Raw genomic sequence first — 25,691 nt, forward strand, 5'->3', positions numbered from 1 at the left:
ACTTCCTGTGAGTCATACCTCCTGCTGATGAATCAATATTGAACCAAAGGTACAAATACGTCAAGAACCTAAAGTACGAATTACAAATAAAAAATGACCTCATTATCTTTATCATTGATTTATAAGGTATTTATTTTTTCCGACGGCGTAACTTCAGGCGTGGCGGCGAATTGAATGGCTGTACATCACCCTGCCGATGATCTTGAGATGCTGCTCGTTTTCTTCGTGAATGTTCCAGTCGGCGTATTTGGGATTGTCGGAATGTACCAGCAGGCTGTCGTGAGTCATTTGCAGGCGCTTGACCAGCAGCTGGCCTTTGTAGAGGAAGACGTAAATCCCGTCGCCGTCGAAGTAATCCTTCGCGATATCGACAAAAATGTAATCACCCAGTTCAATAGTGCCGGACATGCTGTCACCCGTAACGGTGATAACTTTGATACTGGAGGCGGGTCGGTGGCCGAAAAGCTCCAGCGCTTCCTGGCTGTCGTAGACGATGTGATTGATGGTTTCGGTCACATCGCTTGAGGTAATGCAGCCCGGACCCGCGCTGGCTTCAATGTCCAGCACGTCAACCCGGAAACCGGCTTCCGGGGTCGGGATATAAAATGGCGTAACGTCGTTCGCCGGGAAAGACTGCATGACTTCCCTGCCCTCCCCTGGGAACCCGCCCTCGTTACCGTGCTGCAGCCAAAGCACATCCGCACCCAGAAATGCAGCAAGTTCGTACATCTTGTCCTGCCGGGGAACAGACTCGGCGTTCAGCCACTTGCTGACGGCCTTTGACGACACGCCTAATGCCCTTGCAATCGCCATTCCCCGGCCAAATTCATCGAGGTTAGCCTGCGTACAGGCCTGGGCCAGGCGGCGGGAGAAGGCCTGGCGAAGCTGATCTCTCTGTACCATAAGTACGGTCATAACCTTTCTTTGTGAGACTAATGGTTCACAGTATAACACGTACTTAAAGTTCATACAGGCCCTTCACGCACGTGCAATGATAAGCATCCTACACCCAGAGCTGTATAAAAATACAGGTCTTTGACATATCGGAGAACGGATATATCCTTATTACTATTCCATGCATAAGAAAGTTAAGCGGCAGTTTATTTTTAAATAGCCAAAAGCATTTTTGGTTAATATGCCGACAGCAAATAAAACGATCATCCCGCCCTTATTTTAAGGAGAGTATGATCATGCATGGATTTATCACTGTCGCCGATGCAATACTTTTCTTTGCTTCGGTCTTTGGCCTGTTCGCCCTGTTCTCTGTTATCGCCTGAAGGAATCATCATGATGTTGACATTAGCCATTGTAATTATTAGCCTTTCTGCACTTACTGGCGTCGCGTTGATTCACGTAGCTAACACGATCTTCCCGGAAGACGTGACGTTGAATGATTCCAACTCTGCACAGTAATAGCAGCACATATTGTTCCATTTCAATTTTCCCGTACGGCCATCGGGCAAAGTAAACGCCAGGTTTATTTATTTTTAAACCTGGTTGTTGATATTCCCGCTGGCTACATTGGTTAATTACGATCTTTCTTTAGTTGCACTTAGCCAACAGGTATTGCTCGCACCGCGCGACGATTAAATATTCATCGTTATTGGGTGAAACCGGCTATTGTGGTAAAGTGCGCCCTTCGAAACTTATGCGCTTGCTGAAAGAAACTGGTAACTCGTTGAAATGGCTTTATTAATCACAAAGAAATGCATCAACTGCGATATGTGCGAACCGGAGTGCCCGAACCAGGCCATCTCCATGGGCGACAGCATCTATCAGATCGATGTCGATCGTTGTACGCAGTGCATCGGCCATTACGAAACGCCTACCTGCCAGCAGGTCTGCCCGATAGTGAATACGATTATCGTCGACCCGGCACATATTGAGAGCGAAGAGCAGCTGTGGGACAAGTTTGTGCAGCTCCACCACGCCGATAAGATCTAGTTCTCGATAATCACCGTGGCGCAGGCGTAATGACGTTCGTCAGCCAGCGTTACGTGTACTGAACGCACGCCCATTCGCTCGGCCAGCCGCTCCGCCTCTTCCCAGAACCGTAGCTGCGGTTTCCCTAAAGCATCGTTAAAGACCTCAAACTGGTTGAACGCCAGCCCGTTACGGATCCCCGTGCCGAAGGCTTTCGCCGCCGCTTCCTTAACGGCAAAGCGTTTGGCAAGAAAGCGCACCGGCTGCTGGTGCGCTTCGTACTGCTTCCATTCGTTGGCGCTCAGCACACGCTTCGCCAGGCGGTCACCCGAGCGGGAGATCACGCTCTCAATGCGCGCAATCTCCACGATGTCGGTGCCGAGGCCAAGAATAGCCATTAGCGGCGCGCTTCCTGCATCAGACGTTTCATTTCCGACACTGCTTCTTTCAGGCCGCTCATTACCGCGCGGCCAATTATGGCGTGGCCGATGTTCAGCTCGTGCATTTCTGGCAGACGCGCAATAGCCTGCACGTTGTGGTAGGTCAGGCCGTGCCCGGCATTGACCTTCAGGCCTTTGCCCGCGGCATAAGTCGCGGCTTCGGCAATGCGTGCCAGCTCTTTTGCCTGGGTCGCTTCATCTTCCGCATCGGCATAACAGCCGGTATGAATTTCGATATAAGGCGCGCCCACCGCTACTGCGGCGTCAATTTGCGCGTGGTCGGCATCGATAAACAGGGAAACCAGAATGCCGGCATCCGCCAGGCGTTTGCAGGCATCGCGCATTTTGTCGAGCTGCCCCGCCACGTCCAGGCCGCCTTCGGTGGTAACTTCCTGACGCTTTTCGGGCACCAGGCAGCAGAAATGCGGTTTGGTTTCGCAGGCGATGCCGATCATCTCTTCGGTGACGGCCATTTCAAGATTCATACGAGTGTCGAGGGTCTGGCGCAGGACGCGCACGTCGCGGTCGGTGATGTGGCGGCGATCTTCACGCAGGTGCACGGTGATGCCGTCGGCCCCTGCCTGTTCGGCGATAAACGCAGCCTGAACCGGGTCCGGATAAGCCGTGCCGCGCGCGTTGCGCAGCGTTGCGATGTGATCGATGTTTACGCCTAACAATAATTCAGCCATGACTATCCTCGGAAATCAGAACGATATGTCCGGCAGTGTACACCGGGGAGAGAAAGTATGGCTATGACCAGGATGTTATTGAGGGTCTTGCGGGGATTTGAGCGGTGGTTTTTTCGGCACAAACTGACGGAACAGCTCGCGGCTTTTGAGCGGCTTGCCGCCGAGGTAGGGCTTTAGCGCCATGCGGGTGAAGCGTTTAGCCGCCCGCAGGGTTGCGACATCCGGGAATTCGCGGGTCGCCAGTGCCTTAAGCTCATGGCCGGTGAAGCTCTTGTTGTCGATGACCAGGCTCGCGATAAATCCTTTCTCTTCGCGATAGCGGTAGGTCATGGTATCCGCAACTTCATCGCCGCTGCCTGCACAGTGCAGAAAATCGACGCCATAGCCAAGGTGCCCAAGCAGCGCCAGCTCAAAGCGACGCAGCGCAGGTTCTGGGGATCCATTGGTTCCGGCCAGTGCCTGAATGCAGTGCAGATAATCGAAGAAAAGCTCCGAGAATCGCGATTCCTGCTCCAGCACGCGGGAGACAAGCTCGTTAACGTAAAGACCGCTGTAGAGGGAGATACCGCTGAGAGGAAGGGCAAGGGAGACGGCTTCGGCGCTACGCAGCGTTTTAACTTCGCCACGTCCGCCCCAGCGTACCAGCAGGGGGGTGAAAGGCTGTAATGCGCCCTTCAGGTTAGAGCGACGAGAGCGTGCGCCTTTGGCAATAACACGAACTCGTCCGGACTCTTCAGAAAACAGGTCAAGGAGAAGGCTGGTTTCGCTCCAGGGGCGACTATGCAGGACAAAAGCCCTCTGCCAGCCTTCCATTGGTTAGTCGTCTGTATAACCGAGGCTGCGCAGCGCGCGCTCGTCATCAGCCCAGCCGGATTTAACTTTAACCCAAAGCTCCAGATGGATTTTCGCTTCGAACATGTCTTCCATGTCCTTACGCGCTTCAATACCGATAGTTTTGATTTTGGCGCCTTTGTTGCCGATAACCATCTTCTTCTGGCCTTCACGCTCCACCAGAATCAGACCGTTGATATCGTAACCGCCACGCGCGTTTGTCACGAACTGTTCGATCTCAACGGTAACGGAGTACGGCAGCTCAGCCCCCAGGAAACGCATCAGCTTTTCACGGATGATTTCCGAAGCCATAAAGCGCTGGGAGCGGTCGGTGATGTAGTCTTCCGGGAAGTGATGAATCGCTTCCGGCAGGCGCTTACGCACGATGCTGGCAATAGTATCGACGTTCATGCCGGTTTCAGCAGAAATTGGAACGATATCCAGGAAGTTCATCTGGCTGCCCAGGAACTGCAGGTGCGGCAGCAGTATGCCCTTATCCTGTACGTTATCCACCTTGTTTACCGCGAGGATAACCGGCGCGCGCGCATCGCGCAGCTTGTTAAGCACCATCTCGTCGTCTGCGGTCCACTTGGTGCCTTCGACAACGAAGATAACCAGCTCAACATCGCCGATGGAGCTGCTGGCAGCTTTGTTCATCAGGCGGTTGATGGCGCGTTTTTCTTCCATGTGCAGCCCCGGAGTATCGACGTAAATCGCCTGATAAGCCCCTTCGGTATGGATGCCCATGATGCGGTGACGCGTGGTCTGCGCTTTACGCGAGGTAATAGAGACTTTTTGCCCAAGCAGCTGGTTCAGCAGCGTGGATTTGCCGACGTTCGGGCGACCAACGATGGCCACGAACCCGCAAAATGTTTGTTCTTCGTTCATTCCAGCTCCAGCTTTTTAAGCGCCTGCTCAGCTGCAGCCTGTTCCGCTTTACGGCGGCTTGACCCGGTCCCAACGACCGGCTCAGGCAGGCCACTCACCTGACAGTGAATGGTAAATTCCTGATCGTGCGCTTCACCACGGACCTGCACCACCAGATAGGAAGGCAGCGGCAGATGGCGACCCTGCAGATACTCCTGCAGACGCGTTTTCGGATCTTTTTGCTTGTCGCCCGGGCTGATTTCATCCAGACGGGATTGATACCACGCGAGGATCAAACGCTCGACGTTCTGAATATCACTGTCGAGGAACACGCCGCCGATTAAGGCTTCCACGGTATCAGCAAGGATGGATTCCCGACGGAAACCACCACTTTTCAGCTCGCCCGGCCCCAGACGCAGGCATTCGCCCAGGTCAAATTCACGGGCAATTTCCGCCAGCGTATTACCACGCACCAGCGTGGCACGCATGCGGCTCATATCACCTTCGTCGACACGAGGAAAACGGTGATAAAGCGCATTAGCGATTACATAGCTCAGAATGGAGTCACCCAGAAATTCCAGACGCTCGTTGTGCTTGCTGCTGGCGCTGCGGTGGGTTAAAGCCTGCTGTAACAGATCCTGATGTACAAAAGTGTAGCCCAGCTTTCGCTGCAGCCTGGTGATTACGATGGGATTCATGCGATACCAATTAATGAATGCGTCAATTATTCAGCACACGGAACAGACCTGAAAAAGGGAAACCAACGCTGTTTCGTGTGCCGTGGCTCCTCATTGAGGAGCCAACCTTATTACGGGGGGATATTCTATAGATAACGACATAGAAAGTCGTTATCTGAATAGTTTTATTTGATCAATGAATTCCACCAATACGACTCAGACGAACGCCGGTTGGCCATTCACCTTCCTGCTTCTCGAAACTCATCCAGATGGCCGTTGCTTTGCCCACCAGGTTTTGCTCCGGAACAAAGCCCCAGTAGCGGCTGTCGGCGCTGTTGTCGCGGTTATCACCCATCATAAAGTAATGGCCCGGCGGGACAATCCAGGTGGCCAGCTGCTGGCCTGGCTGCTGGTAGTACATCCCCAGCTGATCCTGTGCGACCGGCACGGTCAGAATGCGGTGGGTGACATCACCCAACGTCTCTTTGCGTTCCGCGAGGCGGATGCCACCTTCTTTGGTCTGGTTCAGCGGCAGCTGGAAGAAGCCTGAACTTGCCTCACCGCCGTTACGACGCGCAAAGGTCTGAACGAAATCACTTGGCTCAACGTTGCTGTAAGTAATCGGCAGCGCGTTTTCACAGGCCTGACCGGAGCTGCAGTTTGGCTGTACGGTGACCTGTTTAGCGACCGGGTCGTAGCTTACGCGGTCACCCGGTAAACCCACTGCACGTTTAATATAATCAAGACGCGGATCTTCGGGATATTTAAATACCACGATATCGCCGCGCTTAGGATGACCGGTTTCAATGAGCGTTTTCTGGTAAATAGGATCTTTAATGCCGTAAGCAAACTTCTCGACCAGAATAAAATCGCCAATTAACAGCGTCGGCATCATCGAGCCTGACGGGATCTGGAACGGCTCGTAAACAAACGAGCGCACAATCAGTACGATTGCCAGCACCGGGAATACGGACGCGCCTGTTTCCAGCCAGCCGGGTTTAGGACCCACTTTCTTGAGGTTTTTTGCATCGATGCTTTCGCCGGCAGCAGCCTGAGCCGCCGCCTGCTTTTCACGACGCTTTGGCGCAAAAATAAACTTATCAATGCACCATAACAAGCCTGTCACCAGCGTGGCTATCACGAGGATCAAAGCGAACATATTCGCCATGCCAACTCCTTAAATTATTTGCCGTCTTTGCCAACGTGCAGAATGGCGAGGAACGCTTCCTGCGGCAGCTCGACGTTACCGACCTGCTTCATGCGTTTCTTACCGTCTTTCTGCTTCTGCAGCAGCTTCTTCTTACGGCTTACGTCACCGCCGTAGCATTTTGCCAGTACGTTTTTACGCAGCTGTTTCACGGTGGAACGGGCAATAATGTGCGCGCCGATTGCCGCCTGAATAGCGATGTCAAATTGCTGGCGTGGAATAAGTTCCTGCATTTTCTCAACCAGCTGACGTCCACGGAACTGGGAGTTGCCGCGGTGGGTGATCAGCGCCAGGGCATCCACGCGATCGCCGTTGATCAGCACGTCAACGCGCACCATGTCAGAGGCCTGGAAGCGTTTGAAGTTGTAGTCCAGTGACGCATAGCCACGGGAGGTAGACTTCAGGCGGTCGAAGAAGTCGAGAACGACTTCCGCCATTGGGATTTCATAGGTCAGGGCAACCTGGTTACCGTGGTAAACCATATTGGTCTGCACGCCACGCTTCTCGATACACAGAGTGATAACGCTGCCCAGATACTCCTGCGGCATCAGCATATGACACTCGGCGATCGGCTCACGCAGTTCGGCGATATTGTTCAGCGCTGGCAGCTTGGATGGGCTATCAACATAGATCGTTTCGCCGCCGGTAGTTTCAACTTCATAAACTACCGTTGGTGCCGTGGTGATCAGATCCAGATCGTATTCGCGTTCCAGACGCTCCTGAATGATTTCCATATGCAGCAGGCCGAGGAAGCCGCAGCGGAAGCCGAAGCCCAGCGCCGTTGAGCTTTCTGGCTCATAGAACAGGGAAGCATCGTTCAGGCTGAGTTTACCCAGCGCATCACGGAAGTTTTCGTAATCATCGGAGCTAACCGGGAACAGACCGGCATAAACCTGCGGTTTCACTTTCTTAAAGCCCGGCAGCGCCTTATCTGCCGGGTTACGAGCAAGCGTCAGGGTATCGCCAACTGGCGCACCCAGAATGTCTTTAATGGCACAAACCAGCCAGCCTACTTCGCCGCAGCCGAGCATATCGCGGTCTACGCGTTTTGGCGTAAAGATACCGATGCGGTCGGCGTTATACACCTGGCCGGTGCTCATTACCTTGATTTTGTCGCCTTTTCTCATAGTCCCGTTTTTGATACGCACCAGAGAGACAACGCCAAGGTAGTTATCGAACCAGGAGTCGATGATCAGCGCCTGCAGCGGCGCCTCCGGATCGCCATCCGGCCCCGGAATATCACGCACCAGGCGTTCCAGAACGTCCGTCACGCCCAGACCGGTTTTCGCTGAACAGCGCACCGCGTCGGCGGCGTCAATACCAACGATATCTTCAATTTCCTGCGCCGCGCGCTCGGGATCGGCGGCCGGCAGGTCAATCTTGTTCAGAACCGGAACGACTTCCAGATCCATTTCCAGCGCGGTGTAGCAGTTCGCCAGGGTCTGGGCTTCTACGCCCTGCCCGGCATCCACCACCAGCAGAGCGCCTTCGCAGGCGGCTAAAGAACGCGACACTTCATAAGAGAAGTCAACGTGGCCAGGGGTGTCGATGAAATTCAGGTGATAAGTTTCGCCATCGCTTGCTTTGTAATCGAGCGTCACGCTCTGCGCTTTGATGGTAATGCCGCGCTCACGCTCCAGATCCATGGAATCCAGAACCTGGGCTGCCATTTCGCGGTCGGACAGGCCGCCGCAAATCTGGATGATACGGTCAGACAGCGTCGATTTACCGTGGTCGATGTGGGCAATAATAGAAAAGTTACGTATATTCTTCATATTTAGAGGTTTTTATGCCTTACAAATGGCCTGAGAGCTCGGCGCTTCGCGCTGTACGGAGCAGGATGTCATGGCTGAATTCTGCCTGAAACGACGCATTCTACACTACAACCAGAAAGCGAGGAAACAGCTCATCCTGCAAGCTTCGCTGAGGTAATAACGGAGGCCGGGCGGAAGGTGTAAATCGGAGAGCAGCCGGAGGAGGATTACCGGCCATCTGCGGAGGTGATTGTCTCGACGCGCAGCGCATCGGGCGGTAACGCAACGCTAAGAATAACGGGCTGCCAGTCGGCACGGTGGCTCAGCTTTGCTGAAAACCCTCGCGCGACCAAAAAGCCGCCAACGCCGCCCAGCACCGCGCCACAAAACGCGGCGAGATCGGAGCCAAACAGCGCCTGGAAAAGCGCGGCAACGATAAACAGCCCTACCAGCGGCGAAATATAGACCAGCAATGCCGAGCCGATCAGGCTGCCTTCGGCAATCCCCAGCTCAACCTTTTGCCCTGCCACCAGCGGCTGTTCGATCGCTACGGACAGCATGTGGTGATTCTGCGGCCCCAGCTTGTTCAATAAGCGTGTACCGCAGCCAGCACGAGAGGCGCAGCTGCTGCAGGATGCCTTGACGTCACAGCGCAGAATGGCTTCGCCGTTCTGCCAGGAGACAACCGTTGCCCACTCTTTAATCATTGGGCATTCCTGAATTTAATGCTGTCCGCGATGCGCTTAGCCGTTTGCGGCGGCAGTTCACCGACGACGGTGATCTCGGTTTTATCACGCACGACAGAACTGACCGTACGACGACCGGTACGCAACAGCTGATCGCTACTGGCGGTGCCCGCCTGGCTGATATTCACCGAGAAGCTAAACAAGCCGTCGGAATAGAGACGTGACTCGATAGGAACATCAACGGTTGGCAACGGACGACGGCTGCTTGAAACTTCGCTGAAGCCCTGCGGCAGCCAGGTGGGCGCCCAGGTGAAGTTTGCTTTATCGCTGCTCGGCACAGAGAGCAGCGGCGGCAGGTTCGCTTTCGCGAGGTTTTGCATCGTGCCGCTGACCTGGGTGTTAACCGAGAAGGAGATAACCCGGAACTGCTCAAGCGTTTCACCGTCGCGGTCCAGTAAATCGACGCGCATCGGCAGCTTGGTTTCCGTGTCCATCCAGACGATATAGCTGTAACGCGTTCCATCCCGGGCGACCACGCGAATAACTTCGCACAGCCTGTCGGCAATGCGCGTGCGGCCCACGGCGATAAAATCGTAGTAGGGAGTTAAGCGTTTGAAATCGGTATAGACGATAGACGGCAGCGAATCAACGATGTAATCTCCGGTGAGCGTGAAAGGTTCCAGGCCCGGTTCAAAATAGCTGATTTCACTCCCACGCTGGACAACTTCCCGACGCGGGCCATCCATCTGAAGTAATTGCGCAAGCGGTCGGTTATCAAGCCGCGCATGGCGATAGCGTAAAGACTCTATCCCCTGCTTGTTAATGCTGATAAACGCCAGCTCGTAATCGAGGGACTGACTCGCCTGGTTCATCTGCTGCAACAACGCCCCGGACGAAACGGTGTCCGCCGAGGCGTTGGAGGTGAACAACAGGCTGCCCGCCATCAGAGACAGAGCACACCAAAGTTGCTTCATTACTGCGATTGAGTTCCTAAAGTCTGGTTTCCTGGCACCTGTACCGCAGCCTGCTGGGTTTGCGCCTGTTCAAACTGGAGCTGTTCAGAGTGTAAACGGCGCTGCAATTCGTAATCCTGCAGCATAGCGTTGATACGACGACGCTGTTCCTGAACCTGCTGCTGACCGGTACTGGCGGTGCTGTCAGACGGCACGCCTAAACTGACCGGGCTGGCTCTACCCATCATAGGTAAGGTATTGAAGACCGGCGTTTCTGGCTGTGCAGAATTATCTGACTGACCGTTATAGTGCTGCACCCCGACGATAACCGCAAGCGATACGCATGCGGCAACGCCCATTTGGGTGAGCTGGCTGGCCCATGGACGCACCTTTTGCCAGAACGGCATTTTCTGCCATTGCTGAGGCGAAGGCTGCTGCTCCGGAATAATTGGCGTGACCTGACGCACTGGTTCATTTTCAATCGCCGCCATCACTTTGGCAGAAATATCAAAATGAAGTAGCTCACTGGTATCTCCGCGCATGGTGTCGCGGATCAGGTGGTAGCTCTCCCAGCTTTGCTGCAACGACGCGTCTTTCGACAACGTACCCAGCAGCTCGCTGTCCAGAGTCTCCCCATCCATTAAAGCGGAAAGCTGTTCTTTCTGCATCCTAAATACCCTTCCAGTAACCCGCTATCGTCAACGCCTGATAAGCGGTTGAACTTTATTATCAATAGCTTCCCGCGCGCGGAAAATACGAGATCGCACTGTACCTACCGGGCAATCCATGATGGCGGCTATCTCTTCATAGCTTAAACCATCCAACTCCCGCAACGTGATTGCCATGCGTAAATCTTCGGGGAGCGACTCAATAGTACGGAAAACTATCTGTCTCAGTTCTTCAGACAACATTAAGTTCTCAGGGTTCGAAATTTCTTTCAGCGCACTGCCGCTTTCGAAGTTTTCAGCGTCTATGGCATCCACATCGCTAGCTGGCGGTCGACGCCCCTGAGCAACCAGATAATTTTTCGCGGTGTTGACCGCAATGCGGTACAGCCACGTGTAAAACGCGCTATCGCCACGGAAAGAATCCAGCGCGCGATAAGCTTTTATAAAAGATTCCTGTACCACATCCGGGACGTCCCCAGAGGGTACATAGCGGGAAACCAGACTCGCCACCTTATGCTGATAACGTATTACCAGCAAATTGAAGGACTTCTGATCTCCCTTCTGGACCCGTTCGACAAGGACCTGATCCGTTAACTGCTCGCTCATCCGAGGTAATGTCTCCCCAAACCTAATTTCCACGCGTAATCGAAAAGCCACCCGAACTCTGTAGTATGAGCAAGTTCAGGGTTTGAGCGCCCGACCGGAGCAAAGTTCCGTTACGCCTTTGTTTTTCTGTTCTGTTTTGCGACTGATCTCTTCTTAATTATAAGTTCGGCTACGCAAAACGGTGACAATCGGTTATCTGAAAATCTTTTTTCAGTCGACTGCAGAGTATCGCACGAATAGCTATTTTTCATCAGTAAATCTGTTACTAACGCCCCTTTTCACACATATTTTCATTTCTTTTCACGCTTCATTAGCTCTTCAGCTGTAATCCGCCACTTGTTTAGTTGAAATAACGGAAGCGGAAAAAAAGCGTGTTGCAGTTCGCAGCGGATGCTATGCTGGCCTGACCTTTGTTTAGTAAATTAAACACAATGAAGACAAATCCCGAACTTGCCTGTGATGTGCTGATCGTTGGTAGCGGTGCTGCCGGTCTCTCTCTGGCCTTACGCCTGGCCGAAAGCAGTAAAGTGATTGTCCTTAGCAAAGGGCCGATCAATGAAGGATCGACCTTATATGCTCAGGGCGGAATTGCCGCCGTATTCGATGAAACGGACAGCATCGATTCACACGTTGAAGATACGCTCATTGCCGGCGCGGGAATTTGCGATCGCGACGCCGTGGAGTTTGTCGCCAGTAATGCGCGTCACTGCGTGCAGTGGTTGATAGATCAGGGCGTTCTGTTCGATACGGAAATCCAGGCGAATGGCTCTGAGAGCTATCATCTGACCCGCGAGGGCGGCCACAGCCATCGTCGTATACTTCATGCCGCTGACGCCACGGGCAAAGAAGTCGAAACGACGCTTGTGGGTAAAGCCCTGAGCCATCCTAATATCCGGGTGATCGAACGCAGCAACGCCGTGGATTTGATTGTTTCAGATAAGATAGGCCTGCCGGGCACCCGGCGCGTGGTCGGCGCATGGATCTGGAACCGCAATCGCGAAGAGGTTGAAACCTGCCGGGCGAAAGCCGTCGTTCTTGCAACCGGCGGTGCTTCCAAAGTTTATCAATACACCACCAATCCTGACATCTCTTCAGGCGACGGTATCGCCATGGCGTGGCGTGCAGGATGCCGCGTTGCGAATCTCGAATTTAATCAGTTCCACCCAACGGCGCTTTTCCATCCTCAGGCCCGTAACTTCCTGCTGACCGAAGCGCTGCGTGGCGAAGGGGCTTATCTCAAGCGCCCTGACGGCACCCGATTCATGCCTGACTTTGATGAACGCGGCGAGCTTGCCCCGCGCGATATCGTCGCCCGCGCAATCGATCATGAAATGAAGCGTCTTGGCGCGGACTGCATGTATCTGGATATCAGCCATAAGCCCGAAGAATTCGTCCGCCACCATTTCCCGACCATTTACGAAAAGCTGCTGGGCCTGGGAATCGATCTGACGAAAGAACCTGTCCCCGTAGTGCCCGCCGCGCACTATACCTGCGGCGGCGTGATGATCGATGAGAACGGGCGTACCGATGTAGACGGGCTTTATGCTATCGGCGAAGTCACCTATACCGGTTTGCATGGCGCAAATCGCATGGCTTCAAATTCCCTGCTGGAATGTCTGGTGTACGGCTGGTCTGCTGCAGAAGATATTATCAAGCGCATGCCTTTCGCCCGGGAAGCGAAATCACTTCCGGACTGGGACGACAGCCGCGTGGACAACCCGGATGAGCAGGTCGTCATTCAGCATAACTGGCATGAGCTGCGCCTGTTTATGTGGGATTACGTGGGGATTGTCAGAACGACGCGTCGGCTTGAGCGCGCCCTGCGCCGCATCACTATGCTGCAACAAGAGATCGACGAGTATTACGCCAACTTCAGGGTATCTAATAACCTTCTCGAGCTTCGCAACCTTGTGCAGGTTGCTGAGCTGATTGTGCGCTGCGCAATGATGCGCAAAGAGAGCCGGGGCCTGCACTATACTCTGGACTATCCGGAGCTGGCGGAACACTCAGGGCCGAGCATTCTCTCCCCGCTTTACATAAACAAGTAGAAGTCCTGGGTCAGGCCACAGTAATCTTCTGACCAGTTCTGGTCTGGCCCACGGATAACCAGACGCTCGGTGAAATACTCCCCGTCCGTCGGCGACAGCGCCAGCATCACCCGATGCGGCAGGCGCGTTTCGTTATCTGCCACATCCGCGCGGTGACGCACAAACCAACCCTGGCTTTTTGCCATCTCGCTGAACGCTGTTCCCGCCGCCTCCGGCATGATCACACAGAAAAACCCGTCTTCGGTAATCAACTGCGCAGCGCTGTTAAGTAACGCGCTATGATCCAGAGTCGTGGTATATCGAGCCTGCGCGCGTTCAGGCGATGCGCAGTTGCTGCCCTGCTCAAAGAACGGTGGATTACTGACGATAAGGGTATAACGCTGGGTCGCCTGCTGCGCCCACTCGCGGATATCGGCACAATGTACGTTGATGCGGGATGCCCACGGACAGGCGCTGGCATTTTCCGCTGCCTGTTCTGCGGCGACAGGATCGAGCTCCACGGCATCGATGGGCACATCATCTCCGGTACGCTGTGCAAGCATCAGTGCCAGCAGGCCGCTGCCCGTACCGATATCCAGCACGCTCTTAACATTGGCGACCGGCGCCCATGCGCCCAGCAACGTACCGTCGGTACCGACTTTCATGGCACAGCGATCGTGCGCGATAAAAAACTGTTTGAATGTGAATCCATCACGACGCAAATTCGCTTTCTGCCTGGACATCTTTTTAACCCTGTAAAGAAACCGCAGTAGCATAAGGCAAAGCAGGAGCCAGGAAAAGCATCACATGGACACACTAACAGATGAAGATCGCAGCCATAACGTCTATAATCGGCGCCCCACATAGAGGTAGAACATGACTGTAAGCACTTTTTCCGAACTCGAACTAGACGAAAGCCTTTTGAATGCACTTCAGGACAAAGGCTTTACTCGACCGACAGCTATTCAGGCTGCCGCCATTCCTCCTGCGCTTGAGGGGCGTGACGTTCTGGGTTCCGCGCCAACAGGTACCGGCAAAACAGCCGCCTATCTGCTGCCAGTGCTGCAGCATCTGATCGACTTCCCCCGCAAGAAATCAGGCCCGCCGCGCATTTTGATCGTTACGCCAACCCGTGAGCTGGCGGTGCAGGTAGCGGAACATGCCCGTGAACTGGCGAAGCATACCCATCTGGATATCGCCACCATCACCGGCGGCGTGGCCTATATGAACCACGCTGAAGTATTCAGCGAGAATCAGGATATCGTCGTCGCGACTACCGGACGCCTGCTGCAGTACATCAAAGAAGAAAACTTTGACTGCCGCGCGGTAGAAACGCTGATTCTGGATGAAGCCGACCGTATGCTGGATTTAGGTTTCGCGCAGGATATCGAAACCATCGCCGCGGAAACCCGCTGGCGCAAACAGACCATGCTCTTCTCAGCCACGCTGGAAGGCAATGCGGTTAAAGATTTTGCCGAACGTCTGCTGGAAGATCCTGTAGAAGTATCAGCAACTTCGTCCACGCGTGAACGTAAGAAAATCCACCAGTGGTATTACCGTGCTGACGATGTTGAGCATAAAACAGCGCTGCTGGTAAACCTGCTTCAGCAGCCAGAAACCACCCGCTCTATCGTCTTTGTCCGTAAGCGTGAGCGAGTGCATGAGCTGGTTGCCTGGCTGCGCGAAGCGGGCATTAATACCTGCTATCTCGAAGGCGAGATGGTTCAGATGAAACGTACTGAAGCGATCAAACGCCTGACCGACGGCCGTGTAAACGTGCTGATTGCCACCGACGTTGCCGCTCGCGGGATTGATATCCCGGAAGTAAGCCATGTCTTCAACTTTGATTTGCCTCGTACCGCAGATACCTATCTGCACCGCATTGGCCGTACCGGCCGTGCTGGTCTGAAGGGCACGGCGATTTCTCTGGTTGAAGCGCACGACCATCTGCTGCTGGGTAAAATTACCCGCTACATGAAAGAGCCGCTGAAATCACGAGTGATTGACGAGCTGCGTCCGAAAACGCGCGCGCCGAGCGAGAAGCTGACCGGCAAGCCTTCTAAGAAAGTGCTGGCTAAGCGCGAAGAGAAGAAGAAGGACGAGAAAGAAAAACCGCGCGTGAAGGTACGCCATCGCGATAAGAAAAACGTTGGTAAGCGCCGTAAGCCAAGCGGGGCGAAAACCGACTCAGCTGAATAATTCATCAGCGTAACAATAAACCGTCTCTCCGGAGGCGGTTTTTTTATACCTTTAAATAAACTTATATCGCTTTCGCCTGCCGACAGTAACGAAACAATAAAAAAGCCGGCTCATTGCTGAGCCGGCTTTTGCAGCTGGTTAGCTATTACAGACTTTCGGTGAAAGTACGAGCAATAACGTCACGCTGCTGTTCTGGAGTCAGTGAGTTGAAACGCACTGCATAGCCAGAAACGCGGATAGTCAGCTGCGGATACTTTTCCGGATGCTCAACGGCGTCCATCAGCGTTTCACGGCGCAGAACGTTCACGTTCAGGTGCTGGCCACCTTCAACACGAACTTCTGGCTTCACTTCCATTGGAATTTCGCGGTATTCAAACTGACCCAGTTTGTTTACGGCTACTACTTCATCTTCTGCAAAGCCTGCTTTCGCACAAACACAACGTGCTTCGCCTTTTTCGCTGTCCAGCAGCCAGAAAGAGTTCAGAAGTTCGTCGTTTGCTGCTTTAGTAATCTGGATACCAGTAATCATTTTATGTCTCCCTATGGGTAATTTTTTGGGCCACATTCTGGCTCATTGGTAAAACCTTTGTTGCCTTGCTGATCTATATACCAGTCGAACCACCGGCAAACATTGATTTAAATCAATAAAATCCATGTGGTAATTGTGGGTATGATAGCATTTATTTGTTTTACATCAACTTAGACAGGCCCGATAAAATTAAAAAAAATGTAAATTTTCAAATTTTTTTAGGGTCGTCCCCGTTCTGTGAGCAACAGATTTTGCTAAGCAGAAAGAAGAAGTTAAGCTATCGCCATGACAATTCGCAGGAGAGCGAGATGACCGCTTCACTCACATGGCACGACGTGCTGGCAGAAGAAAAGCAGCAGCCTTATTTCATTAATACGCTCAGCACCGTTGCGGCTGAACGTGCCGCAGGCGTCACCGTCTACCCACCGCAGAAAGATGTCTTTAATGCCTTTCGCTTTACCGAGCTTGGGGATGTCAAAGTCGTGATCCTCGGGCAGGATCCCTATCACGGTCCAAATCAGGCGCACGGCCTGTCGTTTTCCGTGCTGCCAGGCGTAGCCGTTCCCCCTTCGCTGAGCAATATGTATAAAGAGCTGCAAAACAATTTCCCGGAGTTCGTGCGTCCAGACCATGGTTATCTTGAGAGCTGGGCGCGCCAGGGCGTGCTTTTGCTAAACACGGTTTTAACCGTTGAGGCAGGGAAAGCACATTCGCACGCTAAGCTGGGCTGGGAGACTTTCACCGATAAGGTGATCGCGCTGATCAATCAGCATTGCGAAGGCGTGGTGTTTTTACTCTGGGGATCTCACGCGCAGAAAAAGGGCAGCATTATCGATCGCAATCGCCACCACGTGCTACAGGCTCCTCACCCCTCCCCGCTTTCCGCTCACCGGGGTTTTCTGGGCTGCGGGCACTTCGCAAAAACCAATGAGTATTTGATTAGCCGGGGGCTGCCGCCAATAGACTGGACGCCGAAGCTACCTGAATAGCAGCTACAAAAAAGCCAGCTTGCGCTGGCTTTCTAATTTCTGAAGCTTAAGCGTTCTTACGCTTTGTTCTGACGCCACCACTCGGCCAGCAGTACGCCGGTCGCTACGGACACGTTCAGACTTTCAACGTTGCCCGTACCGTCGATGGCAATGCTCATATCAGCATTATCGAAAGTCGCTTCCGTTACACCTTCGCGTTCCTGACCCAGCACCAGCACCATTTTCTTCGGCAGCTCTGCTTTGAACAGCGGAGTGCCCTTGTGGCTGGAGGTGGTTACGATGGCGTAACCGGCTTTGCGGAACTGTTCGAGACCGTCGGTGAATGTATCACCGCTGATTGCCTGAACATGCTCTGCGCCACCTTCTGCGGTACGTACCGCCGCGCCGGATTCCAGCAGCGAAGCATCCTGAACTAACAGGCCTTTCACGCCGAAGTGCGCACAGCTACGCATGATGCCGCCGAGGTTATGCGGGTTGCCGACGTCTTCCAGGGCCAGAACACAATCGTCCTCACCCGCTTTAGACAGCCAGCTCTGTACGCTAATCCCACTGCGCTTTTTGATCAGGAAGCAAACACCACCGTGGTGCTCCGTACCTGATGCCTTGGTCAGCTCCGCGTCGTCTACCACATGATAAGCTTTACGGTTTGCTGCCATCCAGCGCAGTGCTTCCTTAAAGCGAGGCGTTACACCCTGGATAAACCAGGCGCGTACGATGCAGTCCGGACGGCTCTGGAACAGGGCCTGACAAGCATTTTCGCCATAAACACGCGTTTCTTCCGCGCGCTGACGGCGGATAACTTCGGGATCTACAAAGCTCTTACCGCTGATACCACCGTGATCGGGCGTAGTAGACTCTTCCACCGCACGAGGTGGCCGGGAAACTGTGCGCCATGGTGAATCACCACGGTCATCACGATCGTCACTACGACTCCGCTCGCGCCCGGCGCCAGGTTTATCATCGCGACGTGGACGGCGACCGCCCTCTGCGCGTGACGGAGCTGTCGCACGCCCACCACCTTTACCAGTACGCGGGTTTTGGCTGCGTTTTTCGCTGTCATCGTCACCGCGGACATACATCACTTTGACCTTGCCGCTTTTACCTTTTAAATCGTCGTTCATTCTTCTCTCCACCTGGCTGAGCGCGTGGCGCGCAGATTACCCGATGTGGCACCGCTTAGCCATTAACTTTGGTCAAAAGCTAATAACTATTGTACCCATCGAATAAATCGCTTTGTTGACAGCAGAATAATCACCGATACTCTTTAACATCTCAGAAACATCATCGGTTATCCCACCGAGAATCTGGCCAAATATCTTTAGAGGTTAGCTATGAATACCGTTTGTGCCGCCTGTCAGGCGATAAATCGCCTCCCTGACGACCGTATTGACGATGGTGCTAAATGTGGCCGCTGCGGCCATGAGCTGTTTGATGGTGAAGTGATCAACGCCACCAGCGAGACGCTGGATAAGCTGCTGCAGGACGATTTGCCGGTTGTCGTCGACTTCTGGGCGCCGTGGTGTGGCCCGTGCGTTAACTTCGCGCCAATCTTTGAAGACGTGGCCGAAGAGCGCAGCGGAAAAGTCCGCTTCGTTAAGGTTAACACCGAAGCCGAACCGGCTCTGAGCGCCCGCTTCCGCATTCGCAGTATTCCAACCATTATGATTTTCAGGAAAGGCGAAATGGTGGATATGCTCAATGGCGCCATGCCAAAAGGTCCGTTTGACGGCTGGCTGAACGAAAATCTCTGACTTTCCTGCCGGGGCACTATTCCAGTGCCCCGCTCTCTTATCTACGTTAGAATAGCGTTTTTGCTCCCGTATCCCTGATGACCGATAACGCAGTCCTTCGTCTTCGCGCTGAACGCCTCGCGCGCGCAACCCGACCTTTTCTCGCCCGTGGTAACCGCGTACGCCGCTGCCAGCGTTGCTTATTGCCGCTGAAAAACTGCCTGTGCGATTCGTTGCGGCCTCAGTCCGCCCGCAGCCGCTTCTGTCTGGTCATGTTCGACACCGAGCCAATGAAGCCGAGCAATACCGGGCGTTTGATTGCCGATATCCTGCCGGATACCGAAGCTTTTCAGTGGTCCCGTACCGAGCCACCACGGGCGTTGCTCGATCTGGTCGCCAGTCCTGATTATCAGCCTATGGTTGTTTTTCCTGCCTCTTATGCCGACGCGGGCAGAACCGTGCTAACCGCACCGCCGCTGACCGGCAAGCCACCGCTGTTTATTATGCTGGACGGGACCTGGACGGAAGCACGCAAAATGTTCCGCAAAAGCCCATGGCTTGACGAGCTGCCGGTTATTTCAGTTGATCTGAGCATTTCTTCGGCCTATCGCCTGCGTGTAGCCCACGCTGAAGGCCAATATTGCACGGCCGAAGTCGCCGCCGCCCTGCTCGAACAGGCGGGAGATGTCCAGGCTTCAGAAGGTTTGACGGAACATTTCACGCTTTTCCGTGAACGCTATCTTGCGGGTAAACCTCATCATCAGGGCAGCGTCACAGCAGCGGAGCCAGAAAGCGTTTAAACTCACGTAGATACTTCTCAGGAGAGAGAGCAATGAGTCAACGTGGGCTGGAGGCGCTGCTGCGTCCAAAATCAATCGCCGTGATCGGCGCGTCTGCCAAAACCGATCGCGCGGGCTATTTGATGATGCGCAACCTGCTGGCCGGAGGATTTAACGGCCCCGTTATGCCGGTCACGCCAGCCCATAAAGCCGTTTGCGGCGTACTCGCCTGGCCCGATGTTGCCAGCCTGCCGTTCCCGCCCGATCTGGCCATTATCTGCACAAACGCCAAACGTAACCCTGAACTGCTTGAGGCGCTGGGCGTGAAGGGCTGTAAAGCCTGTATTATTCTCTCCGCCACGCCTGAGCAGCTCCCTGAACTTCTCGCCTGTGCCATCCGCTGGCAAATACGGCTGCTTGGCCCAAACAGTCTGGGCCTTCTCGCTCCGTGGCAGGGACTTAACGCCAGCTTTTCACCTGTGCCAATCCAGAAAGGCAAACTTGCTTTTATTTCGCAGTCGGCAGCGGTGTCGAACACTATCCTCGACTGGGCGCAGCAGCGTGAAATGGGCTTCTCCTGGTTTATCGCTTTGGGCGACAGCCTGGATATAGACGTCGACGAACTGCTGGATTATCTGGCGCGGGACAGCAAAACCAGCGCGATTTTGCTTTATCTTGAACATCTCAGCGACGCCCGCCGCTTCGTTTCCGCAGCCCGAAGCGCCTCCCGTAACAAGCCGATTCTGGTGATCAAGAGCGGACGTAGCGCAAAAGCCCAGGCCCTGCTGAAAACGCATGCGGGCCTGGATTCCGCATGGGATGCCGCAATCCAGCGTGCTGGTCTGCTACGCGTACAGGATACTCACGAACTCTTTTCCGCTGTCGAAACGCTGAGCCATATGCGCCCGCTGCGCGGAGAGAAGCTAATGATTGTCAGTAACGGCGCGGCCCCGGCCGCTCTTGCGCTGGATGAGCTTTGGCTGCGCAATGGCAAGCTGGCCACCCTGAGCGAAGAAACTCTGATACAGCTGCAGAAGGCGCTGCCGGTAAGCGTCGAAAGCGGCAACCCGCTGGATTTACGGGATGACGCCACGCCCGAGCGCTACCTGCGTGCCCTGGAGGTTCTGCTTGATAGCCATGATTTTGACGCACTAATGATTATTCACGCACCCAGCGCTGCCGCCCCGGGTACGGCCAGCGCCTCGGCAATAATTGACTTACTTCAGCGCCATCCGCGAGGAAAATACCTCACGCTGATTACCAACTGGTGTGGTGAATTCTCTTCGCAGGATGCACGCCGGTTATTCAGCGATGCGGGCATACCGACCTACCGTACCCCGGAAGGGACGGTGACAGCGTTTATGCATATGGTCGAGTACCGCCGAAACCAGAAGCAGCTAAGGGAAACACCGGCCCTGCCGGCGAATCTTGCTGCGAATACCAGCGATGCTCATGAACTTATCCAGCGGGCGCTTCGGGATGGTATTACGGCGCTCGATACCCATGAAGTCAGCCCTATTCTCAAGGCATACGGGCTGAATACGCTCCCGACCTGGATCGCCTGCGACAGCGCCGAAGCCGTGCATATTGCCGAACAAATTGGCTATCCCGTTGCCCTTAAGCTCCGCTCGCCGGATATTCCCCATAAGTCGGAAGTACAGGGCGTGATGTTGTATCTGCGTACGGCGAGCGAAGTGCAGCAGGCCGCCGACGCTATAATCGATCGCGTAAAGATGGCGTGGCCGCAGGCCAGGATTCATGGGCTGCTGGTGCAAAGCATGGCGAACCGTGCCGGAGCCCAGGAACTGCGGGTGGTAGTGGAGCAGGATCCCATTTTTGGCCCCTTAATTATGCTGGGTGAAGGCGGCATTGAATGGCGGCCCGACCAACAAGCCGTGGTTGCCCTGCCCCCGCTCAATATGAATCTGGCCCGCTATCTGGTGATCCAGGCAATTAAGAGCGGCAAAATTCGTGGGCGTAGCTCGCTTCGTCCGCTTGATATACCCGGCATCAGCCAGCTGCTGGTTCAGGTATCAAACCTGATAGTCGACTGCCCGGAGATCCACCGGCTGGATATTCACCCGCTGCTGGCCTCCGGTAACGAATTCACGCTGCTTGACGTCACCCTGCAGCTGGCACCGTTCGAAGGCGATCCGGATGCACGCCTGGCCGTGCGCCCGTACCCTCACCAGCTGGAAGAGGTGGTGATCCTGAAGAATGGCGAAAGCTGTCTCTTCCGCCCTATCCTCCCGGAGGACGAACCACAGCTGCAGCGCTTTATAGCCCAGGTCACAAAAGAAGATCTTTACTATCGATATTTCAGTGAGATCAACGAATTTAGCCATGAAGATTTAGCCAACATGACCCAGATCGACTACGATCGAGAAATGGCGTTTGTGGCGATACGTCGGCAGGACGGCCACGAAGAGATCCTTGGCGTGACGCGTGCTATCTCAGACCCTGACAATATTGACGCCGAATTTGCCGTGCTGGTGCGATCTGACCTGAAAGGTCTAGGGCTGGGCCGCCAGCTGCTTGAAAAGCTTATCGCTTACACGGCTGAACATGGACTTCAGCGATTAAATGGCATCACGATGCCGAACAATCAGGGCATGGTAACGCTTGCCAGAAAACTGGGCTTCGAGGTCGACATACAGCTTGAAGATGGTATCGTTAGCCTGACTTTGCCCCTGATGAAAACCATCTCATCGTGAGTAACATACTGGAAAACATACTCACTTTGCCGTTCAGTAGTGGTATTATCAGCAGGTTCTGACGTCTGGATTTTGCAGAAGGCCATCCAATGAATAGAGAAGATACGCACTGTGATGTTGTCTAAATTTAAACGCAATAAACATCAACAACACCTTGCCCAATTACCCAAGCTTTCTCAGTCAGTTGATGATGTAGAAACCCTTTTCTCCCCTGCGGATTTCCGCGAAGCCTTGCTGCAAAAAATTGCCAGCGCCACCCGCCGCGTTTGTATTGTCGCGCTCTACCTTGAGCAGGACGACGCGGGTCAAAGTATTCTTTCGGCGCTGTACGAAGCGAAACAAAAGCGTCCGGAAATCGAAGCCACGATATTAGTCGACTGGCACCGCGCGCAGCGTGGCAGAATTGGCGTTGCGGCAACCAACACGAATGCGGACTGGTATCTGCGTATGTCCGAGCAGTTCCCGGGCATCGATATCCCGGTTTACGGCGTACCAATCAATACCCGTGAAGCCCTGGGTGTGCTTCATTTCAAAGGCTTCATTATTGATGACACCGTGATATACAGCGGTGCAAGCCTCAACGACGTATATCTGCATCAGCACGAAAAATATCGCTACGACCGTTATCAGGTCATCAGCAACCCTCGCCTTGCCGATGTGATGTATGACTGGGTTAATCAAAACCTCGTTCGCGGTCGCGCCGTACATCGGCTGGACGCCGAACATCGTCCGAAAAGCCCTGAGATAAAAAATGACATTCGCCTGTTCCGTCAGGAGCTTCGCGACGCCACTTTTCATTTTGAGGGCAATGCGGACAACGAGCAGCTGTCGGTGACCCCGCTGGTTGGGCTGGGTAAAACCAGCCTGCTGAATAAAACCATCTTCCATCTCATGCCCTGCACGGAGAAGAAGCTGGTTATCTGCACGCCTTACTTCAACCTGCCCGCGGTGCTGGTACGCAATATTATCCAGCTGCTGCGCGACGGCAAGCAGGTTGAAATCATTGTCGGCGACAAAACTGCCAATGATTTTTATATTCCCGAAGATCAGCCGTTTAAGATCATCGGGGCTCTGCCCTATCTGTACGAAATCAACCTTCGCCGCTTTCTGAGCCGCCTGCAATATTACGTAAACAGCGATCAGCTTATTGTTCGCCTGTGGAAAGACGACGATAACAGCTACCATCTCAAAGGCATGTGGGTGGATGACGAATGGATGCTGCTCACCGGCAATAACCTCAATCCAAGAGCCTGGCGCCTCGATCTTGAAAACGCGATTCTGATTCACGATCCTAAGCAGGAGCTGGAGCCTCTGCGCACCCGGGAGCTGGAGCTTATCCGCACCCATACCACTGTCGTCCAGCACTACCGCGACCTGCAAAGTATTGCCGAATATCCCGTCAAGGTCCGCAAGCTGATACGCCGCCTGCGCCGAATCCGGATAGACCGCCTGATAAGCCGAATTCTGTAATTCTTCTATACTTAAGGCCCTGCTTAGCAGGGCTTTTTTATAGGGAGCGTGAAGATGCGTTGGATAATCCTGCCCGCGATATTTCTGCTGACCGGCTGTAGCCATCTGGCACAGGACCAGTGGTCTGGCCAGGATAAGGCGCAGCACTTTATGGCATCTGCCATTCTCGCCGCAGCAGGTAATGAATACGGACAGCACCAGGGATGGAGTAATTCCAGCAGCGCCAGCTTCGGACTGCTTTTTTCCGTAGGACTTGGAGCATCAAAAGAGCTGTGGGACAGCCGCCCGGAAGGCAGCGGCTGGAGCTGGAAAGACTTCACATGGGATATAGCCGGTGCAGCCACCGGCTATACAATATGGCAGCTAGCGGAGCATTAAAGCTTAATCCCTTTTCCTTTGCGGTGAAGCATCAGAGAGACCAGGAAGGCTATCGCCGCCATTGCTGATACGTACCAGAAGAATGCCGTTTCCATGCCAACCGACTTAAGCGATAGCGCTACATACTCAGCGGAGCCGCCGAACAGCGCATTTGCAATGGCATAAGAAAGCCCTACCCCCAGGGCACGCACCTCCGGGGGAAACATTTCCGCTTTCAGAATGCCGCTTATCGAGGTGTAAAAACTCACGATCAGCATAGCCAGCATGACAAGCCCGAATGCAGCGTAAGGAGAACTCACGTTTTGCAGCGCCGTCAGAATCGGTACCGTCATAACCGTTGCAAGGCTACCAAAACAAAGCATAGATGCCCGACGGCCAATTTTATCTGACAGAGCGCCAAACAGGGGTTGCAGCAGCATAAAGATAAACAGGGCAAAGGTCATCAGTACGCTGGCAACGTTGGCATGCATACCCGAGGTGTTAACCAGATACTTCTGCATATAGGTAGTGAAGGTATAAAAGCTTAACGAACCTGCAGCCGTGAAACCAAGCACCATTATAAAGGCTCGGCGATTTTTCCAGAGTCCACCCAGCGTCCCGGCATCTTTATGCTCCCGGGTGGCTTTGTCTGACGTCTCGTCCAGCGAGCGACGAAGATACAGCGCCACAACGGCCAGCACTGCGCCAATCGCGAATGGAATTCTCCATCCCCAGCTGCGTAGCTCCCCGTCGCTTAATATTTGCTGGAGAACAACAACGACCAGCAAGGCCAGAAGCTGGCCGCCAATTAGCGTTACGTACTGGAAAGATGCGTAAAACCCTTTCCGCCCCTCAACAGCTACTTCACTCATGTAGGTGGCGCTTGTCCCATATTCCCCCCCAACTGACAATCCCTGGAATAAGCGAGCCAGTAGTAAAAGGGCCGGAGCCCACGTGCCGATGGTGGCGTAACCCGGCAAACAGGCAATGACCAGCGAGCCAAAGCACATCATGCAGACAGAGATGAGCATGGATGTTTTGCGCCCGTGCTTATCTGCAATATAGCCAAACAGCCATCCCCCTATCGGGCGCATCAGAAAGCCAGCGGCAAAAACGCCCGCGGTCTGTAGTAGCTGCGTCGTTGTATTTCCCGAGGGGAAAAAGATATGCGCAAAGTAGAGTGAACAGAATGAGTAGACGTAAAAGTCGAACCACTCGACCAGGTTACCAGATGAAGCTCCCACAATTGCCCAGATACGCCGCCGCGTATCGGAACCCGTAAGAGCAGCTTTGTTTTCGTTTGTTGCTGCTTCAGTCATTATTATCTCCTGTCTTCCTGAATGGGCAAAAGAACCCAGCATTCAGTACAGCAGGTAACAGCAAAAATGGGAGAGGGAGTAGTCAGTTACGCAGGATTTGCAGTGAATTTTGTGAGCAGGCTAAGCATTTTGGCTGGTTTATTCATAAATAACGGACGGCAAAAAGCCCTGTACAGGGTACAGGGCTTTCTACTTGTTTGGAGCCTGGCAGTTCCCTACTCTCGCATGGGGAGACCCCACACTACCATCGGCGCTACGGCGTTTCACTTCTGAGTTC

Annotated in this window: 25 protein-coding genes, 1 rRNA gene and 1 pseudogene; 9 read left to right on the forward strand and 18 right to left on the reverse strand. The window is 54.0% G+C overall.

The features are described 5' to 3' along the window. Nucleotides 1-153: 153 nt before the first annotated feature. The gene (locus AAE045_RS14165) at nucleotides 154-903 is read right to left on the reverse strand and encodes a LexA family transcriptional regulator (RefSeq protein ID WP_455548304.1); all 750 of its coding nucleotides are present in this window, start codon (nucleotides 901-903) and stop codon (nucleotides 154-156) included. 780 nt (nucleotides 904-1,683) lie between these two features. Here AAE045_RS14165 and AAE045_RS14170 point away from each other — a divergent pair. Beyond that, nucleotides 1,684-1,944: a YfhL family 4Fe-4S dicluster ferredoxin gene (locus tag AAE045_RS14170; RefSeq protein ID WP_455548273.1), complete on the forward strand. Its 261-nt coding sequence runs from the start codon at nucleotides 1,684-1,686 to the stop codon at nucleotides 1,942-1,944. On the opposite strand, the gene acpS is transcribed toward AAE045_RS14170, so the two are convergent. The 12 genes and pseudogenes from acpS to rseD form a co-directional block, all read right to left on the reverse strand. Continuing rightward, on the reverse strand, nucleotides 1,941-2,321 hold the full coding sequence (gene acpS, locus AAE045_RS14175) for a holo-ACP synthase (protein ID WP_202303916.1): 381 nt from the start codon (nucleotides 2,319-2,321) through the stop codon (nucleotides 1,941-1,943). The genes AAE045_RS14170 and acpS overlap by 4 nt on opposite strands. After that, nucleotides 2,321-3,052 (reverse strand): pyridoxine 5'-phosphate synthase, encoded by a 732-nt coding sequence (gene pdxJ / locus AAE045_RS14180; RefSeq protein WP_455425426.1) that lies wholly within the window; start codon nucleotides 3,050-3,052, stop codon nucleotides 2,321-2,323. Before pdxJ ends, acpS begins: the two co-directional genes overlap by 1 nt. 75 nt (nucleotides 3,053-3,127) lie before the next feature. After that, a complete protein-coding gene (gene recO, locus AAE045_RS14185) occupies nucleotides 3,128-3,865 on the reverse strand; it encodes a DNA repair protein RecO (RefSeq protein WP_455548274.1) in 738 nt (245 codons plus the stop codon). Between the two features lie 3 nt (nucleotides 3,866-3,868). After that, the gene (era, locus tag AAE045_RS14190) at nucleotides 3,869-4,771 is read right to left on the reverse strand and encodes a GTPase Era (RefSeq protein ID WP_202303913.1); all 903 of its coding nucleotides are present in this window, start codon (nucleotides 4,769-4,771) and stop codon (nucleotides 3,869-3,871) included. Then, nucleotides 4,768-5,448, reverse strand: coding sequence for a ribonuclease III (gene rnc, locus AAE045_RS14195; protein ID WP_202303912.1), 681 nt, complete (start codon nucleotides 5,446-5,448; stop codon nucleotides 4,768-4,770). Before rnc ends, era begins: the two co-directional genes overlap by 4 nt. 172 nt (nucleotides 5,449-5,620) lie before the next feature. Further along, nucleotides 5,621-6,595 (reverse strand): signal peptidase I, encoded by a 975-nt coding sequence (lepB, locus tag AAE045_RS14200; RefSeq protein WP_455548275.1) that lies wholly within the window; start codon nucleotides 6,593-6,595, stop codon nucleotides 5,621-5,623. A 14-nt stretch (nucleotides 6,596-6,609) separates the two neighbouring features. Beyond that, nucleotides 6,610-8,409: a translation elongation factor 4 gene (lepA, locus tag AAE045_RS14205; RefSeq protein WP_455548276.1), complete on the reverse strand. Its 1,800-nt coding sequence runs from the start codon at nucleotides 8,407-8,409 to the stop codon at nucleotides 6,610-6,612. Between the two features lie 206 nt (nucleotides 8,410-8,615). Then, nucleotides 8,616-9,095 (reverse strand): SoxR-reducing system protein RseC, encoded by a 480-nt coding sequence (gene rseC / locus AAE045_RS14210; RefSeq protein ID WP_455548277.1) that lies wholly within the window; start codon nucleotides 9,093-9,095, stop codon nucleotides 8,616-8,618. After that, nucleotides 9,092-10,048 (reverse strand): sigma-E factor regulatory protein RseB, encoded by a 957-nt coding sequence (rseB, locus tag AAE045_RS14215; RefSeq protein WP_455548278.1) that lies wholly within the window; start codon nucleotides 10,046-10,048, stop codon nucleotides 9,092-9,094. The genes rseC and rseB overlap by 4 nt, the downstream gene beginning before the upstream one ends. Further along, entirely contained in the window at nucleotides 10,048-10,695 is a 648-nt protein-coding gene (gene rseA, locus AAE045_RS14220; protein WP_455548279.1) for an anti-sigma-E factor RseA, read from the reverse strand. The genes rseB and rseA overlap by 1 nt, the downstream gene beginning before the upstream one ends. 30 nt (nucleotides 10,696-10,725) lie before the next feature. Next, complete coding sequence (gene rpoE, locus AAE045_RS14225; protein WP_455425433.1) at nucleotides 10,726-11,301, reverse strand: RNA polymerase sigma-E factor; 576 nt, start codon at nucleotides 11,299-11,301, stop codon at nucleotides 10,726-10,728. After that, nucleotides 11,298-11,348 (reverse strand): annotated as a pseudogene (rseD, locus tag AAE045_RS14230) (rpoE leader peptide RseD); the annotation flags it as partial. The gene rpoE and the pseudogene rseD, both read right to left, overlap by 4 nt. 384 nt (nucleotides 11,349-11,732) lie before the next feature. Here rseD and nadB point away from each other — a divergent pair. Continuing rightward, nucleotides 11,733-13,349, forward strand: coding sequence for an L-aspartate oxidase (gene nadB / locus AAE045_RS14235; RefSeq protein WP_455548280.1), 1,617 nt, complete (start codon nucleotides 11,733-11,735; stop codon nucleotides 13,347-13,349). Here the strand turns inward: nadB and trmN are convergent. After that, complete coding sequence (gene trmN / locus AAE045_RS14240) at nucleotides 13,334-14,071, reverse strand: tRNA(1)(Val) (adenine(37)-N(6))-methyltransferase TrmN (RefSeq protein ID WP_455548281.1); 738 nt, start codon at nucleotides 14,069-14,071, stop codon at nucleotides 13,334-13,336. The two genes, nadB and trmN, sit on opposite strands and share 16 nt — an antisense overlap. Nucleotides 14,072-14,204: 133 nt before the next feature. On the opposite strand from trmN, the gene srmB reads away from it, so the two are divergent. Beyond that, entirely contained in the window at nucleotides 14,205-15,527 is a 1,323-nt protein-coding gene (srmB, locus tag AAE045_RS14245; RefSeq protein WP_455548282.1) for an ATP-dependent RNA helicase SrmB, read from the forward strand. A gap of 145 nt (nucleotides 15,528-15,672) precedes the next feature. Here the strand turns inward: srmB and grcA are convergent, their stop codons facing one another. Continuing rightward, nucleotides 15,673-16,056 (reverse strand): autonomous glycyl radical cofactor GrcA, encoded by a 384-nt coding sequence (grcA, locus tag AAE045_RS14250; protein WP_455425437.1) that lies wholly within the window; start codon nucleotides 16,054-16,056, stop codon nucleotides 15,673-15,675. 308 nt (nucleotides 16,057-16,364) lie between these two features. Here grcA and ung point away from each other — a divergent pair, with 308 nt between their 5' ends. Next, nucleotides 16,365-17,045: a uracil-DNA glycosylase gene (gene ung / locus AAE045_RS14255; RefSeq protein ID WP_455548283.1), complete on the forward strand. Its 681-nt coding sequence runs from the start codon at nucleotides 16,365-16,367 to the stop codon at nucleotides 17,043-17,045. Between the two features lie 56 nt (nucleotides 17,046-17,101). Here the strand turns inward: ung and AAE045_RS14260 are convergent, their stop codons facing one another. Further along, nucleotides 17,102-18,166 (reverse strand): tRNA/rRNA methyltransferase, encoded by a 1,065-nt coding sequence (locus tag AAE045_RS14260; protein ID WP_455548284.1) that lies wholly within the window; start codon nucleotides 18,164-18,166, stop codon nucleotides 17,102-17,104. 210 nt (nucleotides 18,167-18,376) lie between these two features. Between AAE045_RS14260 and trxC the strand changes: the two genes are divergently transcribed. From trxC to AAE045_RS14285, 5 genes are all read left to right on the forward strand, one after another. Continuing rightward, the gene (gene trxC, locus AAE045_RS14265) at nucleotides 18,377-18,796 is read left to right on the forward strand and encodes a thioredoxin TrxC (RefSeq protein ID WP_455425440.1); all 420 of its coding nucleotides are present in this window, start codon (nucleotides 18,377-18,379) and stop codon (nucleotides 18,794-18,796) included. A gap of 77 nt (nucleotides 18,797-18,873) precedes the next feature. Then, nucleotides 18,874-19,575 (forward strand): tRNA-uridine aminocarboxypropyltransferase, encoded by a 702-nt coding sequence (locus AAE045_RS14270; protein ID WP_455548285.1) that lies wholly within the window; start codon nucleotides 18,874-18,876, stop codon nucleotides 19,573-19,575. A gap of 32 nt (nucleotides 19,576-19,607) precedes the next feature. Beyond that, nucleotides 19,608-22,268: a bifunctional acetate--CoA ligase family protein/GNAT family N-acetyltransferase gene (locus AAE045_RS14275; RefSeq protein ID WP_455548286.1), complete on the forward strand. Its 2,661-nt coding sequence runs from the start codon at nucleotides 19,608-19,610 to the stop codon at nucleotides 22,266-22,268. Between the two features lie 114 nt (nucleotides 22,269-22,382). After that, complete coding sequence (gene pssA, locus AAE045_RS14280; protein ID WP_455548305.1) at nucleotides 22,383-23,738, forward strand: CDP-diacylglycerol--serine O-phosphatidyltransferase; 1,356 nt, start codon at nucleotides 22,383-22,385, stop codon at nucleotides 23,736-23,738. A 54-nt stretch (nucleotides 23,739-23,792) separates the two neighbouring features. Next, a complete protein-coding gene (locus tag AAE045_RS14285) occupies nucleotides 23,793-24,116 on the forward strand; it encodes a YfiM family lipoprotein (RefSeq protein ID WP_455548287.1) in 324 nt (107 codons plus the stop codon). Here the strand turns inward: AAE045_RS14285 and AAE045_RS14290 are convergent. Then, a complete protein-coding gene (locus AAE045_RS14290; protein ID WP_455548288.1) occupies nucleotides 24,113-25,414 on the reverse strand; it encodes an MFS family transporter in 1,302 nt (433 codons plus the stop codon). The genes AAE045_RS14285 and AAE045_RS14290 overlap by 4 nt on opposite strands. A gap of 202 nt (nucleotides 25,415-25,616) precedes the next feature. Further along, nucleotides 25,617-25,691: ribosomal RNA gene (gene rrf / locus AAE045_RS14295) — 5S ribosomal RNA — on the reverse strand; the annotation flags it as partial.

The organism is Dryocola clanedunensis, from assembly GCF_038405435.1.
GTDB lineage: Bacteria > Pseudomonadota > Gammaproteobacteria > Enterobacterales > Enterobacteriaceae > Dryocola > Dryocola clanedunensis_A.